This is a genomic window from Bradyrhizobium sp. BRP56, assembly GCF_020194035.1.
Lineage (GTDB): Bacteria > Pseudomonadota > Alphaproteobacteria > Rhizobiales > Xanthobacteraceae > Bradyrhizobium > Bradyrhizobium australafricanum.
On record NZ_JADYVV010000006.1, the window covers coordinates 1 to 13194 of the forward strand.

Consider the following 13194-nt stretch of genomic DNA (forward strand, 5'->3'; position numbering starts at 1 on the left):
GAAGCGATAACGCTCGAACAGCGCCTTCATGCCGGCGCGGTCGGCGAGGTCGAGCTCCACGAAGGTGAAGCCACGGTGCTGCTTGAGCAGATCGAGGCGCGCGCGCTTGAGCGCCGGGTCGTAATAGTCGTTCAGATTGTCGATGCCGATGACCGGCTGCCCTGCCCGCAACAGCTGCTCCGCCAGATGGAAGCCGATGAAGCCGGCGCAGCCCGTGACGAGTAGATTGCCTGCAATCACCACGTCCTGTCTCTACCTTTCGTCTTGCGTCGGAATAGGGGAATACGCCGTCACGCGGGGATACGCAACGACTGCCTTCACGTTACGGTCACCGATCCGCCAGTTGCGACGGCTGGATGTTTGCAATCCAGATGGCGGCTCAGCACCGCGGCCTTCATGTACTTAAAATGCGCAGTCTCGGCGCCGTTGCCTTAGGTCATGTCGGTGTGGCCACCCCGATCGAAGCCGCGAGCAAGAGCGAGAACCGAAGGTCCCGGCCGGACTGACGCCTCGGCCAGGGTTTCAATAATCTGGCCCGAGCTCAACCCCTTTTGTGGGCTGAATGCGATCGATAAAATATGATGAGTCGACTTCGACGGTAAGAAACCGCCTTGAGCGAAAGTTTGGGCATTGATGCGGAATCGCAATGCGAGCCGGCGCCAATCGCCTATGCTTGCTGCGATGATGCCAGTGTGCCGCTGAGCTGCCCGAACCGTCAACCGGGCAGCTCACAATATTTGAATCGACATCAATACGGTTTTGGCTCGCGTCGGTCGCACTGACCCGCGCCGCATTTGATTGCAGGGAGGAAGCGTCGATGTATTTCGTTGCTGCCGTGCTCGCGGTCCTGTCCGGCCTGTTTTACGCCGCGGGCCATCATCAGATCGGCTCTCTCGGCGTCACCATGTGCCAGTATGGCGGCATGTTCTGCGACAGCCCGGTGCTGGTTCTCGTCGGTGCGGGATTTGCAGCAGCGTGGGGCATGCTGGTCAGCGTTCGCTGATCATCCCGCGATATTTTCGACGATGATTTTGTGCCGCTGATTTGTCCAAACGAGTCAAATTCCTCCGCTCTCCGTCGGGATGTGACCCCACGCCCGCATCTATTGCGGCGTGCCCGGATTTGCCGGATGAGCGGGCTTCGGGCCGGGTGGATCAGGCTCAATCGGTGCCTTGGGCTCGGTCGGTATGACCTTTGCGCCAGCCGCGCGCGCCGCCTCGCCGGTCGTTGAGTAGTTGGCCGAAGCGGCCGGCTGCACGTTCGGCTTGTTCCACGGACCGTGATCCACGATCAGCATGCCGAGCACGCCGAGGATCGCAACCACGGCCGCGACCAACAGCGGCGTACCACCATGCCGATTTCGATGCTTGACCGAACCGCCATCCGCAATGCCATGCGCCTGCATTGTCATCATTGTCTCCTCCACAGAAACAAGCCGCGACCCGCGCGTAAGTTTCCGGTTCCCCGACGTGAAAGCGAGGCATGTCGGTGGAACCAATCCGCCGCTGCGGAATTTCTCGGATATGTGGCCGCCACCGCCGTTCAAGACGTGCGGATAGCGAAGGCGTCGGTCACCTGACGTCGGTCACCCCGCCTTCAATAAATCGCGGCACAGCACATGAGCTCCGAAACCCCCGAGTTCCCGCTTCAACCCACACTCGGTGAACGAGCGATCGACACCGCGACGGACGTCTCGCGTACGATCACGGAGGTGTCGGATGGACTCCGAGCCGCCGCCGATCGCCTCAGCGATGCCATCGCGACCTCGCGCCGACCGGGCGGAGCCCTGGCCACCGTGAGTGCGGTCACGCGCGAAGCGCCGCTCGCAAGCCTGTTCGTCGCGTTTCTGCTCGGCGTCGCCGTCGCGCGCCGGCGCTAAACCGTCGATGGGGCCGCGAACGCCGTCCTAGAACTTGCCCTTCGTCGCGTCCTTGGTCGCCGACATCACGCTACCGCTGATCTGGCGCATATGTTCGCCGGCATTGGTGAACTGGCTGCGCAGGAATTCCGACTGGATCCGCATCGCCTCCTGCAGATCCGTTGCGTGCACGAGCTTGCGCGCATGCTCGAACGCCGCCTTCATGTTCTGCTCGGTGAACGACAGCGCTTGTTTGGAGATCTCGGTGCCGGCGCCCGGCATCGACGTCATCGACTTGCTCGCGGCATCAAAGAACAGATTGAAGGCCTGTTCGGCCTGGTCGATGGTCTTTTCCGCGAGATCGCGCAACTCGGCGGGAACTTCAAGCTTCGGCTCAATCATGATCGCGCCCCCTGAAATCAGCGTCAGGCGACGTTAGCATAGATTGTGACGGCGTCAGCGCCGGATCGCGAGCTCTGAAGACCCACCCGCTCCGACCAATTGAGGAAAAATTACCTAGCCACGACCCGACAGCCGATTCCAATTATGTCAGCACTGTGGCATAGTGATTCGGCTTCTTCGTCGGTCGCGTTCGCGTCTCTGGGGAATAAGGGGATCCGATGCTGCGCGCCGTTCGTCCGACACCAACCTGCACCCGGTTCAAGACCAGCATAGAGATGCCGTGCATAAAGTGCGGCACGCAAATGCGGCTTGCCTTGATCGAGGCGCGCGATCAAGTCTACGACGTGCTGACCTATCAGTGCACGCCTTGCAATTCCGGTGAAAGCTTTCTGAACGCACGCTAGGCTGCGCGCCTGTTCAATCGCTCAGCACGTCGGCTCCCGCCTCCGTCAGCCCGGGCTCGTCGTCATGCAGTTCGACAAGACCTAGCTCAGCGAGGATGTGCAGATCCTCGTCGCTGACCGGTGACAATTTGAGCCTGCCGGCCTGAATATCCCGCAAGGTCCAGCGCAAGTCGATCGCGCGCTCGAGTGAAAATTCCGCGAATGGATTATCTGCCATCCGCCTCGACTAGTGCGGCATTTGGATCAGACTTTGTCGTTGCCACGGCGGCTTCATGGACACCACAGATAGATGGCGGCTGGCGCGATCGAGGCGCACAATGCCTCGATCGCGCCGACGCTTCATGCTTTGCTCGCAGCGGTTCAGTAGCGGTAAGGATCGATATCGAGAAGCGGGAATGCGCTGAACACGCTCGGCAGATTGGTCGGCATCGCCGGATGCAGGTAGGATTTGTCCAGTTCGGCAAAGCTGGTGACGCCGAGCAGACCGAGGCAGCGGATCACCTCGTCCTCCAGCAGTTCAAGCATCCGGACAATGCCGGCCTCGCCGGCTGCGGCGAGCGCCCAGCATTGCAGGCGGCCGATGCCGACAAGATCAGCGCCCGAAATGATCGCCTTCACAATGTCGGTGCCGCGGCAGAACGAGCCGTCGACCATGATCTTGGCACGGCCCGCGACCGCCTGAACGATCTCGGGCAGGACATGCATGGACCCACGGCCATGGTCGAGCTGTCGGCCGCCATGATTTGAGACGTAGATCCAGTCGACCCCGTGGTCGAGCGCGATCTTGGCGTCTTCGGCGGTGGCGATCCCCTTGAGGATAAGTGGAATCTTGAACTTGTCCTTGATCAGCTTCACCGTCCGCCATTCCAGACCCTTCTGGAAATCGCCACCGGTGGCGCGGATGCGGCTCTCGCGGACATAGCGCTTGGCTATGTCGCGCTCGCGCCGGCTGTAATGGGCGGTGTCGACGGTGAGGCAGAACGCGGCGTAACCGTTGTCGATGCTGCGACTGACCACATCCTCGACGAAGGCATCGTCGCCGCGCACATAGAGCTGGAAGATGCGAAGCGCATCCGGTGCCGCCCTGGCGGTGTTCTCCAGCCCGGGCTCGGAAACCGAACTCAGCATGTGCGCCGCGCCGAACGTTCCCGCTCCACGCGCGACGGCCGCGCCCGCATCCGGATCGAAGATCTCGAGCGCGCCGACCGGGGCGATCATCACGGGAAGCCGGAGCTTGCGTCCGAATACCTCGGCAGAAGGATCGACGTTGATGACGTTGCGCAGGACGCGCGGCCGGAACGCGATCTCGTCGAGCGCCATTCTGTTGCGGCGCATCGTGGTCTCGGTCTCCGAGGCGCCGACGATGTAATCCCAGGCGTTCTGATTCAGCTTGGCGCGGGCCTTTCGCGCGAATTCGTGCAGGTTCTGGAATTCCTCGCCGCTGGCGCCGAGTTCGACATTGCGCGCCTGCCGAATGGGGGTCCCGTCATTCATGGTGTTTCTTCTCCCGATTTGGCCGGCACATTAGCCGCAGACAAACCGGAAAAGCTACCACCTTGAGCCACGAATCCTGCCAGCGAAGGCCAGCTATTCGCTCGTGAGATAGATCGACTTTCGACGCGAGGCGGTCCGCATCCGGACGGCCTCGCCCGAGGTAAGCTAGCTGCCCGAGAACCGGTTTCGGTACTCGGTCGGCGATACGCCGAGGTGGCGCAGGAAGGCCCGCCGCATTCGCTCGTCATCGCCAAATCCCGCGCGCTTGGCGACCTCGACCACGCCGCCGATCTGGCGGCTTTCAAGCAGCAAGCGCGCCGTCTCCACGCGCAGCGCCTCGACGCCGCTTGCGGGCGTCATGCCGGTGCGGCTGACATAGGTCCGGGCAAAGGTGCGTGGCGTCATCCCCGCCTTTTCCGCGAGGGTCTCGACCTTGAGGTCGCTCGTGATGTTCTCGATGATCCAGGCGTGCAGCGCGCTGAAGCGTCCCTCGACGTCCGATGCCTGGGCAGCAAGGACGGTGGAGAACTGGCTCTGACCGCCCGGCCGTTTCAGAAACACCACAAGTCTGCGCGCAACATCGAGCGCGATGGTGTGGCCGAAATCCTCCTCGATCATGGCGAGTGCCAGATCGATGCCGGCGCTGACCCCGGCCGATGACCAGACCCGTCCGTCCTTGACGAAGATCGCGTTGGGCTCAACCCGGATATTGGGAAAGCTATCCTGCAGACGGGGACAATAACGCCAGTGCGTTGCTGCCCGCTTGCCGTCCAGAATCCCGGTCCAGGCCAGCGCAAATGCGCCAAGGCAAACCGACGCGATACGACGCGCCTTCGGCAGCGCCTCCGCGATCCAGTTCATCAACTTCGCGTCGTTGCGGATCTTCCAGATGCCGGGTCCGCCAGGGATCACCAGCGTGTCGACCTCGGCGGGCGCAATACTGTCGATCGGCGCCGTGTCGATCATCATGCCGACATCGGTCGGCACCAACCCACCGGAGGTCGACAGGTAAGACAGCGAGTAGTCCGGTCCCGGCAGCTCGATCGCTTCCAGTTCTGCAAACACCTGCGCCGGTCCCGAGATGTCGAGCAAGGTCACACCCGGAAAGGCAACGATCGCGATCCGCCGCGTTGCTTTCTTGTCGCGCGGCTCAGGCCGGGGCGCTTTGGCAGTTTTCGAGGGCATATTGTCCTTTAAGCCATTCGAGGCTGCCCTGTATAGCTCGCAATGGAATTCTGGAGTTCTGCCATGCCGCGAAATCTGGGCAGCGGATACGAGGCGATCAAATCGCCTTGGACGGATTACGCGATCTACAGTCTACCCGATGCCTCCCGGGTCGAAGCCTGCGACCGTCAGCCGCTGATGGACGCCATGAACGGCATCATTGCCGTCAACTGGCAGGCCACCGAGCCGCACTGGACAGCAACCTCCTCGCCCTTCGACAAGAAGTATAGCCTGATCCTTGTCTACGATCGGTCCGGCCTCATTGCCTTCTCGGTCTACCGCATCCTGGAGATGTCGGCCGGACTTGGAATCTATCGCAGCGGCACGGAAGTGCTCCCGGCGCACCAGGGCCGCGGCTTCTACGGCTTCTTCACATCGGAAGTGCTGAAATGCTCCGGCGCCGCCGCGAGAGCCGAGGGCAACGTGCTCTACGGCTGGCGAACCCGCAACCCGATCGTCTGGGCGGCGAACGCTAAGATTTGCGAAAAAGTGACTCCATCTTTGCTCGACGATACGCAGGATCTCGCCCTGCAGGCGGCCTGTATCGAGATGTGTACCTCGCTCTATCCGGGCAAGCCGCTCGAATTGCCCGACATGATCATGCGCGGCGCCTACGGCCACATTAAGCACCATCGGCAGGCCTATCATGGCGCCGCGTCGCTGGTCGATGCCGCGATGTCGCGGAAGATTCCGAATTCTGCGGATGCCCTTTTCTCGGTGGGTTACGCGAGGGTGTGATGTCGATGCTCGGACAACAAGCTGTTTATGCCCCGACGTCGCGCTTCACCGATCGCGCCTATCTCGCGTGGACGGCGGTGGCCATCGCCTACGCCATCGCCTTCCTGCAGCGCGTATCGCCGCAGTCGGTCAGCCTCAATTTCATGCACGACTTCAACACCGACGCGGCCGGTGTTGCGATGCTCGCCTCAAGCTACTTCTGGGGCTACACCTTGATGCAGATTCCGGCAGGCCTTCTGGTCGACCGTTACGGCGTCAAGCGCGTCGTCCTCGTCAGCATGATTGCCTCCTCGCTCGGCAGCGCCGCGTTCGCGCTGGCACCGAACCTGCTCGACGTTTTTGTTGCACGCCTGATCGTCGCCTGCGGCGATGCGCTGGTCTTCACCGCACTCCTGAAGCTCGTGGCACAGAGCTTCGCGGATGAGCGGTTCGGCATGATGTCGGGCATCTCGCAGGTCTCCGGCTATGTCGGGGGCGTGATCGCGACCACGCCGCTTGCAGCTGCGGTCTCAGGCTTCGGCTGGCGGGCCTGCTTCCTGTTCATCGCCTGCATTGGCCTCGCCAACCTCGCTTTCGCCAAGCTCGCGCTCAAGCCCGATCCGGCCTCGCACAGCAACAAGACGCTGAAGGGCGTGGTACTCGCCGCGCGGCGATCGCTGGTCCATGTCGCGAACTGGGGTTGCGCAATGACGTTTGCGTCGCATTTCGCGGTGGTGACGACGCTGTCGGGCGTCTGGGGCATTCCGATGGTCGCGCACTTCTTCCATATCTCCCCGACAGCGGCCGGCACGCCCCTGCTCGCCTTCATGATCGGCAATGCGCTCGGCTCGATCTTCCTGGGTCACGCTGCCGATCGCGCCGCGGCGGCGCTTGACCGCGCGCTGATCGGCATTTGCGTGCTGCGCATGCTGCTGATCGCGATGCTGCTGCCGACGATCGCCCAGACATTTGGACTCGCCTACGTCACCGTCGTGTTCACTGCCTTGGGGCTCGTCGCCGGCGGCACCGTCCCGCTGGTGCTAAAATGCGTCAAGAAGCTCTACACCGCCGATCTGATCGGCGTGGGCGCATCCGTGAACACCACAGCCGCCGGAATCTTCGCCGGCATCTCGCAGCCCATCATCGGCTTCGCGATGCTCGCCGCCAGCAACACCTCGGGGACCGACGCCGTACACAACACGGCCGCGATCGGCGACGGCGGCTACAGCGCCTTGATTGTCATTCTGCTTCTCATGTCGCTGCCGGGCATTGCCGGACCGCTGTTGATGAGAAGCAAGTTGATAGCTCGTTAGTGTCGTTATGAGTGTAGGGGGTGTTATGGAGCGCTTGTTCTTGAGAAGAGGCGAAGTCGCGTCAAACTTTCCGGTCAGCAGCTGGCAGAGCGTGATGTTCTCCGAGTTTGAAGCGCAGATGAGCAGCGAGGCAAGGCCGTTCCCTTGCGTGTTCGGTGTGACCGGACATCGCCAGGATCAACTCCGCTACCTTTTCCTCGATCCCTATGATGTGGCGGTGCTGGGCGAGCAACTCGGGCAGTATGTCTCGCAGGCGCGCTCGTTCGGTCCCAATACCTCGTTGATCGTATTCACGCGGCCCCGCCCGGTGCAGACGCTCGATGCCTATTATCGCAAGATGTGGCTGACGCTCGATCAGCTCGCGCGGCTGGACAAGAACCCGTGGCCATCAGAGATTCCGGAACAGATCGACCACCCGATGTGGGAGTTCTCGTTTGCGGGCGAGCCGATCTTCGTGGTCTGCACGACGCCCGCGCATGTGATGCGGCAGAGCCGCCGGTCCAGCGCCTTCATGCTCACGTTCCAGCCGCGCTGGGTGTTCGAGAAGATCCTCGGGACGGAGAAGGCTGCGAACGCCGCGTTCGCGGAGGTGCGCAAGCGCCTGATCCCGTACGACAGCGCGAGCCCCTCTCCGCTTCTTGGCCGCTACGGCGCAACCGACGGCCGCGAGTATCTGCAGTACTTCCTGCACGACGACAACAATGCGAGCTCGGGCTGCCCCTTCGCCAAGCTCGCGCAGAACAAGTCGCAACCGATCGCGAACAAGGAGCAGGCAGCATGACCCAGATCATCGCAGGCACGAAGACTGAATTTGCCATCGACACGGAGATTTTGGACCTGCTCCCGGCCCAGGGCTCGGTCGAACTGCAGCATGATGCGGCCGGCAAGGTGCATCAGTTTCATACCCATCCGGTCGACGAGATCCTGATGATCATCAGCGGCCGGCTGAACTTCATCTGGGATGGCGGCGAGCGCGTGGTCGGCGCCGGCGATACCATCCTACTGCCAGCCGGCACCCGGCATCAATCCGAAGCGCTCGAAGGCGGCGCAATCTACGTGATCGCGACGCAAACACCCGCCAAGCCGATGAACAACTAACGCACAGGAAGGATTTGCGAGCACCTCAGGACAGTGAGGGATCGCGCGGCGGCTCAACCGCCAAACGTTCGACCAGCTCGATGACCTCGGAACGCTGGTCGGGCGCAAGTCGAAGGAAAGCCTTCAACAGTCGCAGGCTTTCCAGTGTTTCGCTCGATGGAGCTCCGAGCTTCTTCTGCAGCTCTGCAACGTATGTGGGATTTTTCATCTCGCACCTTAAGTGAGGATTACGAATGGCATACCCAGGTAAACGTGAAGGCTTGGCCCAGAAGGTCGACACCGCAGCACAAGAGGCCGAACGCCTCGGCCTGACCACGGCAACCCTCATCCTCCGGATGGCACGCCTCGAGATTGATCGGGCGGAGCCCGAGGAAGTTGAAAGTATGCCAAGGAACAACTTGCGCAGCAAGCCGAACTGAGTTCCGAAACGGACCGGCTCCAGGGCCGCTGGCGACGTGCCGGAGCCTGCGACGCCTGAAAGATATCTCGCCAGGCGAGAGGCTTTCCTCTCGCCTGGCGTCAGGTTGGTTTGCGAATAGTTGATCTTTGTGCAGGCCGAGCACGCCCGAGCGTTTTCGAGCGAAGCGGACACCGGTTCGCGTCAAGGAAACGCGTCTAAACTAGAATCCAGAGCCCGTTCCGATTCCATCGGAACGGAAAAGGCCCTAGCCGGTGTTGCCTGCCTTGCCGAACGCGCCGGCCTCGGCCAGCGCGGCGATGCGCCGGTCGTCGTAGCCGAGCGTCTTGCTCAATACATCCTTCGTATGCTGACCGAGCAGCGGAGCCGCAACAGGATCAACGGTCGGCGTCAGGCTCATATTGACCGGCGACTCGATGTTCGGAACCGAGCCGGCGGTTGGATGCGCAATGCTGCTCAGGCGATGCCGGTCGCGCACCTCGGGCGCGTTGAAACCCTCCTCGACCGTCCGCAGATAGCCAACCGGAATGTTGGCCTTCTTCATCTTCGCCATCCAGTTCTCGAGCGTGTCGCCCGCAAACACGCTGGCAATGATCGCGCGCAGCTTCTCCTTGTTGGCCGTGCGCGCCTTGCGGTGAGCAAACTCGGGATCGGTGACGAGATCCGGACGTTCCAGCACGTCGGTGACCAGCCGGCGATACAGCCGGTCATTGGCGCAGGCCATGTAGAGCGGACCATCGGACGCCCGGTAGACGCCGACGGTCGGCGAACCGTTCGGAGAGTTGCCGAAACGGCCGGGATTGTTGCCGTTGATAAGATAGGCCATGCCGTAAAAGCCGGTCATTGACACCGCGGTGTCGATCAATGCGACCTCGACCTGCTGACCGCGACCGAGCCGATCGCGCGCAATCAGTGCCAGCAGGATGGCGTTGCAGGCCGACATGCCCGTTGCCATGTCGACGATCGGCGGCCCGGTGCGCACCGGCTCGCCATCCGGAAAGCCGTTGAGCGACATGAAGCCGCTTTCGGCCTGCGTGATCGGGTCGAAGCCCGGGCGCAGCGCGAAATCGCCTTTGCGGCCGTAGGCGGAGATCGAGCAATAAATCAGCCGCGGGTTGGTCGGCGCCACCGACGCATAATCGAGACCGAATTTCCTCATCACGCCGCCGGAGAAATTCTCCACCACAACGTCGGCCTTGGCAATCAACGCGCGCGCGACCTCGAGCGCGGCCGGATTGTTGAAATCGAGCGCAATGCCACGCTTGTTGCGGTTGAGGCTCAGATACGCCGCGCTCTCCCCGCCGATTTCGGCGTGCTCATAGGCGCGCGTGTCATCACCGCCGTCCGGATTCTCGATCTTGATGACTTCGGCCCCGAAGTCGGCCAGCGTTTGTGTGCAGGCCGGGCCGGCCACGACGCGGGTGAAGTCGACGACCAGCAGGCCGTCGAGCGCCGTCGGAACTCCCTCCCCGCGCGGCGTGCGCCCCGGCAATTCTGGTCTGGTCATGATCTGACGCTTCCTCTTATTTTATCAGGCGATATACGACGGTCCCTGCCAAGACCGGCACTGCTCGCCTTTTAGCGGAAGCTCGTCAGCAAAACCAAACCCGGATTTTGCAGGGCGGGACCTTCGTCCGACATGGCTGTCGATGGCCCAAAGACGATCCGGCGGCCGCCGACATGGTCGGACGCCTCGCATCCGAAGCAAGTCTGCCGGATACCGAACTATGGGGCGCGGAGCCCATACGCAGGCGGGTGGCGGCACGCCGCCGCCACCCGCTTCCGTGATGGGGAGCGTTCGGGCTATTCGGCGATCATTTCGCCGGAGCCGCCGAACTCAGCCGGGAAATCCTTCAACTTCGGCAGGCCATCGCGTATCTGCAGCACTGCCTCGGAATAGTTGACGTGAACCCCTGGGTTGAATTTCAGCGTCGGGATCGTTGCGGTGAACACGTCGACGAGCCCGAGCGTCGGGTGGTTGGTCATAAGGTGACCGCCGCACTTCGTGCAATATTTGCGCTGGCTCATCGCGGTCTTCTCGAATGTCGCGATGTGGTCGGCGCCCTTGGTGACCTCGACCGCCTCGGGCTTCCAGAGGCTGAACGCATTCACCGGGCCACCGGACCAGGAACGGCATGAACGGCAGTGGCAATAGCCCATTGCCTCAGGCTCTCCGCTGACCTTGAGTTCGACGGCGCCACAAAAGCAGTTTCCAGTGTGATTCATCGGTCGTTTCTCCCTTGGGTTATTTTGATTGGGCTCCGCGTCGGCATCGATCCACGTTGCTCGTGGTGTTCGTGATACAGAGAGGATGTAGACAGGTAGCCGCGGCGAACTCCCTTGCATGGACGTACCAGACCCTTCCCTGCGCGAGAGGCTTCGAATGCAGGCAGGTCGTCGACGCGACGGAAGTTACATGAGAGTCCTCGCCGCTGTCGACCATCTTCGATACGGCCTGGCCGGGCCCAACCCCGACCGCACACAAGGAAGGAGTTCAGTGTGAGGCAAGGCACGTCATGCGATGAGTTGCTGCCGTGCCGGATTCCAGCGCGGCAAACCGCGTCAGCTCAGCGTGGACAGTCCTTCACCGGAACCCTGCTTGCCGTCGCAAGCCCGTGCATCAGCGCCAGCCGATCCAGGCATTTCTTGAGACGCCGCGCAAAATAGTCCTGCCAGCGCTGCGTACACAGTCCGCGCCGCTGTCCAACCTGCTCCATGGTCATGCCGAGGATCAGGACATCGTGCACCAGCGCCGAACCGTCGGCGCCGAGTTCATGCTCGGCGCGATTGAGGCGCAGCGTCGTCTGGCGCCGCCCCTCGGTGATCGGCTCGCGCCGCAGGCCGCCATCGACATCTGGAAGCTCGTCTCCGAGTTCAGATATCACCCCTTCATACTTAGATACTTAGCTGGCTCTCGGTGCTCCGGCGCTTAATGGTTTTTCTTGGCAGCAGGGCTGGGGCGACCAAGACAATCCGCGCATTGGTACTGACGTCGATCACAATGGACCTTCGGACTATCTTGGCAAAAGAATCGGGGGGCTTGCGAGCGTGCATGCCAGAGCAGTGGTCTCGTAAGCGAGGCCGCTGTTCTTGGTCATCATCGTGGTGAGTGTAGTGCGCACAACGTTGCTCAGTCGAGCGGTACTTGGCCGCTCCAGCTCCTTTTTTGTCTGCTTTGTTTTGCTCGCTTAGACGCGCTTTACTAACGATCGAGACAGCGCCTCGAAAGTCTGAAAGCGCTCGATTTTGTAGGCTGCGCGTGTGTCCTCAGAAAAAGAGAATACGTGGCTTCTGAACGAAAGTGGCGCCGACGGCAATAATAGATAATCCAGGACCGTCTCGTTGTTCTCACCCATCCTTAGCGCGACGACCCATCCCTTCTGCAATGCCACGCGACCAACCATCGCCCAGCGCAGCGGCTGGCGCCCATACTTTCGCCATTTGGCCAATCGGAAGCAGATATTCACGGCGTTATCTATCCGCAAACATTCGGTCGACTGATCAAGTGTGGCGCGCCTACCCGCATCCTCAAAGGCTTCGCGAAGACGGCTGGCATTTTCGAGGTGGAAATTGACCCACTTTCTGTGCGCGTCAAGCTTGTCGAAGCGGTCTTGGCTGCCCGTGTAGCCGATCAATCGATAGAGATTTCGAAGCGTGCCAAAGTGAACTAGATAGGTGGTGAGCGAAGGTAAACCGGGGCTTGCATCAATAATCGAGGCGTTGAGCTTGCCGTTCTTCATCAGAAGGCGCACGAGCATCTCCTTCTCGGAAATACAGACGCAACGCTCCTCCATTGTCTTCTTTGCGCGCAGAAATGTATCACGCTTAATGATTGGCTCGATCGCGCCCTTACGTGTGATCCAGAGCTCTCTCGGATTGCGTGTTCGCTTCGCTCCTAGTTTCGCAGTGTCACGATTGTAGATGGAGTTGCCGATATACGCTTCGTTATGAAGAAGCGCACTTATCGCACTTTGCTGCCATCGGTAGTCGGTGGACATGCGGACATATTGTGCCGCTTGATGCATCTTTTGCGACTGAGGCAGCCGGTCCTTGTGTACAATGAGAGCTTGCACCATAAGGCTGCTCCCGCGCTTCTCTCTGCGCAAAAACAATAGCAAAGCGCAGCAGCCTCGTCAGCGTGGTTGAGGATGCTAATCACGTGAGAGGCAGTTTACCTGACATATCGACCCTAAGCCGCAGCCCCGCTCGCTTTCCGCCTCTATTACTGCAGTCACAGCTTTTTTTCGAACCACCCAACCATGCACG

At 61.4% G+C, this 13194-nt stretch carries 18 protein-coding genes and 1 pseudogene; 8 read left to right on the forward strand and 11 right to left on the reverse strand.

Features of this window, described 5'->3' with window-relative positions:
• Positions 1–243 (reverse strand): GDP-mannose 4,6-dehydratase (locus tag I6F38_RS06180; protein WP_225159476.1); only part of this gene is annotated, 243 nt, incomplete at its 3' end.
• A gap of 574 nt (positions 244–817) precedes the next feature.
• Here I6F38_RS06180 and I6F38_RS06185 point away from each other — a divergent pair.
• Positions 818–1003: a hypothetical protein gene (locus I6F38_RS06185; protein WP_038375575.1), complete on the forward strand. Its 186-nt coding sequence runs from the start codon at positions 818–820 to the stop codon at positions 1001–1003.
• A gap of 99 nt (positions 1004–1102) precedes the next feature.
• Here I6F38_RS06185 and I6F38_RS06190 read toward each other — a convergent pair whose 3' ends face one another.
• Complete coding sequence (locus tag I6F38_RS06190; protein ID WP_075968249.1) at positions 1103–1405, reverse strand: hypothetical protein; 303 nt, start codon at positions 1403–1405, stop codon at positions 1103–1105.
• 213 nt (positions 1406–1618) lie between these two features.
• Here I6F38_RS06190 and I6F38_RS06195 point away from each other — a divergent pair, with 213 nt between their 5' ends.
• Positions 1619–1879: a hypothetical protein gene (locus I6F38_RS06195; protein WP_050383887.1), complete on the forward strand. Its 261-nt coding sequence runs from the start codon at positions 1619–1621 to the stop codon at positions 1877–1879.
• Between the two features lie 27 nt (positions 1880–1906).
• Here I6F38_RS06195 and I6F38_RS06200 read toward each other — a convergent pair whose 3' ends face one another.
• Entirely contained in the window at positions 1907–2260 is a 354-nt protein-coding gene (locus I6F38_RS06200; protein WP_249794084.1) for a phasin, read from the reverse strand.
• A 218-nt stretch (positions 2261–2478) separates the two neighbouring features.
• Between I6F38_RS06200 and I6F38_RS06205 the strand changes: the two genes are divergently transcribed.
• Positions 2479–2664, forward strand: a complete 186-nt coding sequence (locus I6F38_RS06205) for a hypothetical protein (protein ID WP_016847365.1) — start codon at positions 2479–2481, stop codon at positions 2662–2664.
• A gap of 13 nt (positions 2665–2677) precedes the next feature.
• On the opposite strand, the gene I6F38_RS06210 is transcribed toward I6F38_RS06205, so the two are convergent.
• The 3 genes from I6F38_RS06210 to I6F38_RS06220 all read right to left on the reverse strand — a co-directional run bounded on the left by I6F38_RS06210 (position 2678) and on the right by I6F38_RS06220 (position 5343).
• On the reverse strand, positions 2678–2881 hold the full coding sequence (locus tag I6F38_RS06210; protein WP_016847364.1) for a hypothetical protein: 204 nt from the start codon (positions 2879–2881) through the stop codon (positions 2678–2680).
• 143 nt (positions 2882–3024) lie between these two features.
• Positions 3025–4158: an alpha-hydroxy acid oxidase gene (locus tag I6F38_RS06215; protein ID WP_075968248.1), complete on the reverse strand. Its 1134-nt coding sequence runs from the start codon at positions 4156–4158 to the stop codon at positions 3025–3027.
• Between the two features lie 165 nt (positions 4159–4323).
• Positions 4324–5343 (reverse strand): AraC family transcriptional regulator, encoded by a 1020-nt coding sequence (locus I6F38_RS06220; protein ID WP_018272820.1) that lies wholly within the window; start codon positions 5341–5343, stop codon positions 4324–4326.
• A 63-nt stretch (positions 5344–5406) separates the two neighbouring features.
• Here I6F38_RS06220 and I6F38_RS06225 point away from each other — a divergent pair, with 63 nt between their 5' ends.
• From I6F38_RS06225 to I6F38_RS06240, 4 genes are all read left to right on the forward strand, one after another.
• Positions 5407–6120, forward strand: a complete 714-nt coding sequence (locus I6F38_RS06225; RefSeq protein WP_225159478.1) for a hypothetical protein — start codon at positions 5407–5409, stop codon at positions 6118–6120.
• Positions 6120–7412: an MFS transporter gene (locus tag I6F38_RS06230; RefSeq protein WP_225159479.1), complete on the forward strand. Its 1293-nt coding sequence runs from the start codon at positions 6120–6122 to the stop codon at positions 7410–7412. Before I6F38_RS06225 ends, I6F38_RS06230 begins: the two co-directional genes overlap by 1 nt.
• Positions 7413–7506: 94 nt before the next feature.
• The gene (locus I6F38_RS06235; protein WP_225159481.1) at positions 7507–8193 is read left to right on the forward strand and encodes a YqcI/YcgG family protein; all 687 of its coding nucleotides are present in this window, start codon (positions 7507–7509) and stop codon (positions 8191–8193) included.
• Positions 8190–8510 (forward strand): cupin domain-containing protein, encoded by a 321-nt coding sequence (locus tag I6F38_RS06240; protein ID WP_075968246.1) that lies wholly within the window; start codon positions 8190–8192, stop codon positions 8508–8510. Before I6F38_RS06235 ends, I6F38_RS06240 begins: the two co-directional genes overlap by 4 nt.
• A 25-nt stretch (positions 8511–8535) precedes the next feature.
• Here I6F38_RS06240 and I6F38_RS06245 read toward each other — a convergent pair whose 3' ends face one another.
• Positions 8536–8718, reverse strand: coding sequence for a hypothetical protein (locus I6F38_RS06245; RefSeq protein ID WP_016847357.1), 183 nt, complete (start codon positions 8716–8718; stop codon positions 8536–8538).
• Between the two features lie 25 nt (positions 8719–8743).
• Between I6F38_RS06245 and I6F38_RS06250 the strand changes: the two genes are divergently transcribed.
• Positions 8744–8929 carry a hypothetical protein gene (locus tag I6F38_RS06250; RefSeq protein ID WP_016847356.1) on the forward strand — a complete coding sequence of 62 codons (186 nt, stop codon included), beginning with the start codon at positions 8744–8746 and terminating at the stop codon, positions 8927–8929.
• 246 nt (positions 8930–9175) lie between these two features.
• Here I6F38_RS06250 and I6F38_RS06255 read toward each other — a convergent pair whose 3' ends face one another.
• The 4 genes and pseudogenes from I6F38_RS06255 to I6F38_RS06270 all read right to left on the reverse strand — a co-directional run bounded on the left by I6F38_RS06255 (position 9176) and on the right by I6F38_RS06270 (position 13004).
• Positions 9176–10438: a CoA transferase gene (locus I6F38_RS06255; protein ID WP_225159628.1), complete on the reverse strand. Its 1263-nt coding sequence runs from the start codon at positions 10436–10438 to the stop codon at positions 9176–9178.
• A gap of 293 nt (positions 10439–10731) precedes the next feature.
• Complete coding sequence (locus I6F38_RS06260; RefSeq protein WP_038376562.1) at positions 10732–11154, reverse strand: GFA family protein; 423 nt, start codon at positions 11152–11154, stop codon at positions 10732–10734.
• Between the two features lie 341 nt (positions 11155–11495).
• Positions 11496–11780 (reverse strand): annotated as a pseudogene (locus I6F38_RS06265) (hypothetical protein); the annotation flags it as partial.
• A gap of 336 nt (positions 11781–12116) precedes the next feature.
• Positions 12117–13004 carry a recombinase family protein gene (locus tag I6F38_RS06270; RefSeq protein ID WP_225159483.1) on the reverse strand — a complete coding sequence of 296 codons (888 nt, stop codon included), beginning with the start codon at positions 13002–13004 and terminating at the stop codon, positions 12117–12119.
• Positions 13005–13194: the final 190 nt, after the last annotated feature.

What these genes read in the sequence shown, in the direction of transcription:
- I6F38_RS06240 (WP_075968246.1), top strand. Translation starts at nt 8,190, where the DNA reads ATGACCCAGATCATCGCAGGCACGAAGACTGAATTTGCCATCGACACG.
- I6F38_RS06245 (WP_016847357.1), bottom strand. Translation starts at nt 8,718, where the DNA reads ATGAAAAATCCCACATACGTTGCAGAGCTGCAGAAGAAGCTCGGAGCT.
- I6F38_RS06185 (WP_038375575.1), top strand. Translation starts at nt 818, where the DNA reads ATGTATTTCGTTGCTGCCGTGCTCGCGGTCCTGTCCGGCCTGTTTTAC.
- I6F38_RS06190 (WP_075968249.1), bottom strand. Translation starts at nt 1,405, where the DNA reads ATGCAGGCGCATGGCATTGCGGATGGCGGTTCGGTCAAGCATCGAAAT.
- I6F38_RS06250 (WP_016847356.1), top strand. Translation starts at nt 8,744, where the DNA reads ATGGCATACCCAGGTAAACGTGAAGGCTTGGCCCAGAAGGTCGACACC.
- I6F38_RS06205 (WP_016847365.1), top strand. Translation starts at nt 2,479, where the DNA reads ATGCTGCGCGCCGTTCGTCCGACACCAACCTGCACCCGGTTCAAGACC.
- I6F38_RS06210 (WP_016847364.1), bottom strand. Translation starts at nt 2,881, where the DNA reads ATGGCAGATAATCCATTCGCGGAATTTTCACTCGAGCGCGCGATCGAC.
- I6F38_RS06215 (WP_075968248.1), bottom strand. Translation starts at nt 4,158, where the DNA reads ATGAATGACGGGACCCCCATTCGGCAGGCGCGCAATGTCGAACTCGGC.
- I6F38_RS06200 (WP_249794084.1), bottom strand. Translation starts at nt 2,260, where the DNA reads ATGATTGAGCCGAAGCTTGAAGTTCCCGCCGAGTTGCGCGATCTCGCG.
- I6F38_RS06195 (WP_050383887.1), top strand. Translation starts at nt 1,619, where the DNA reads ATGAGCTCCGAAACCCCCGAGTTCCCGCTTCAACCCACACTCGGTGAA.
- I6F38_RS06225 (WP_225159478.1), top strand. Translation starts at nt 5,407, where the DNA reads ATGCCGCGAAATCTGGGCAGCGGATACGAGGCGATCAAATCGCCTTGG.
- I6F38_RS06230 (WP_225159479.1), top strand. Translation starts at nt 6,120, where the DNA reads ATGTCGATGCTCGGACAACAAGCTGTTTATGCCCCGACGTCGCGCTTC.
- I6F38_RS06220 (WP_018272820.1), bottom strand. Translation starts at nt 5,343, where the DNA reads ATGCCCTCGAAAACTGCCAAAGCGCCCCGGCCTGAGCCGCGCGACAAG.
- I6F38_RS06260 (WP_038376562.1), bottom strand. Translation starts at nt 11,154, where the DNA reads ATGAATCACACTGGAAACTGCTTTTGTGGCGCCGTCGAACTCAAGGTC.
- I6F38_RS06270 (WP_225159483.1), bottom strand. Translation starts at nt 13,004, where the DNA reads ATGGTGCAAGCTCTCATTGTACACAAGGACCGGCTGCCTCAGTCGCAA.
- I6F38_RS06235 (WP_225159481.1), top strand. Translation starts at nt 7,507, where the DNA reads ATGTTCTCCGAGTTTGAAGCGCAGATGAGCAGCGAGGCAAGGCCGTTC.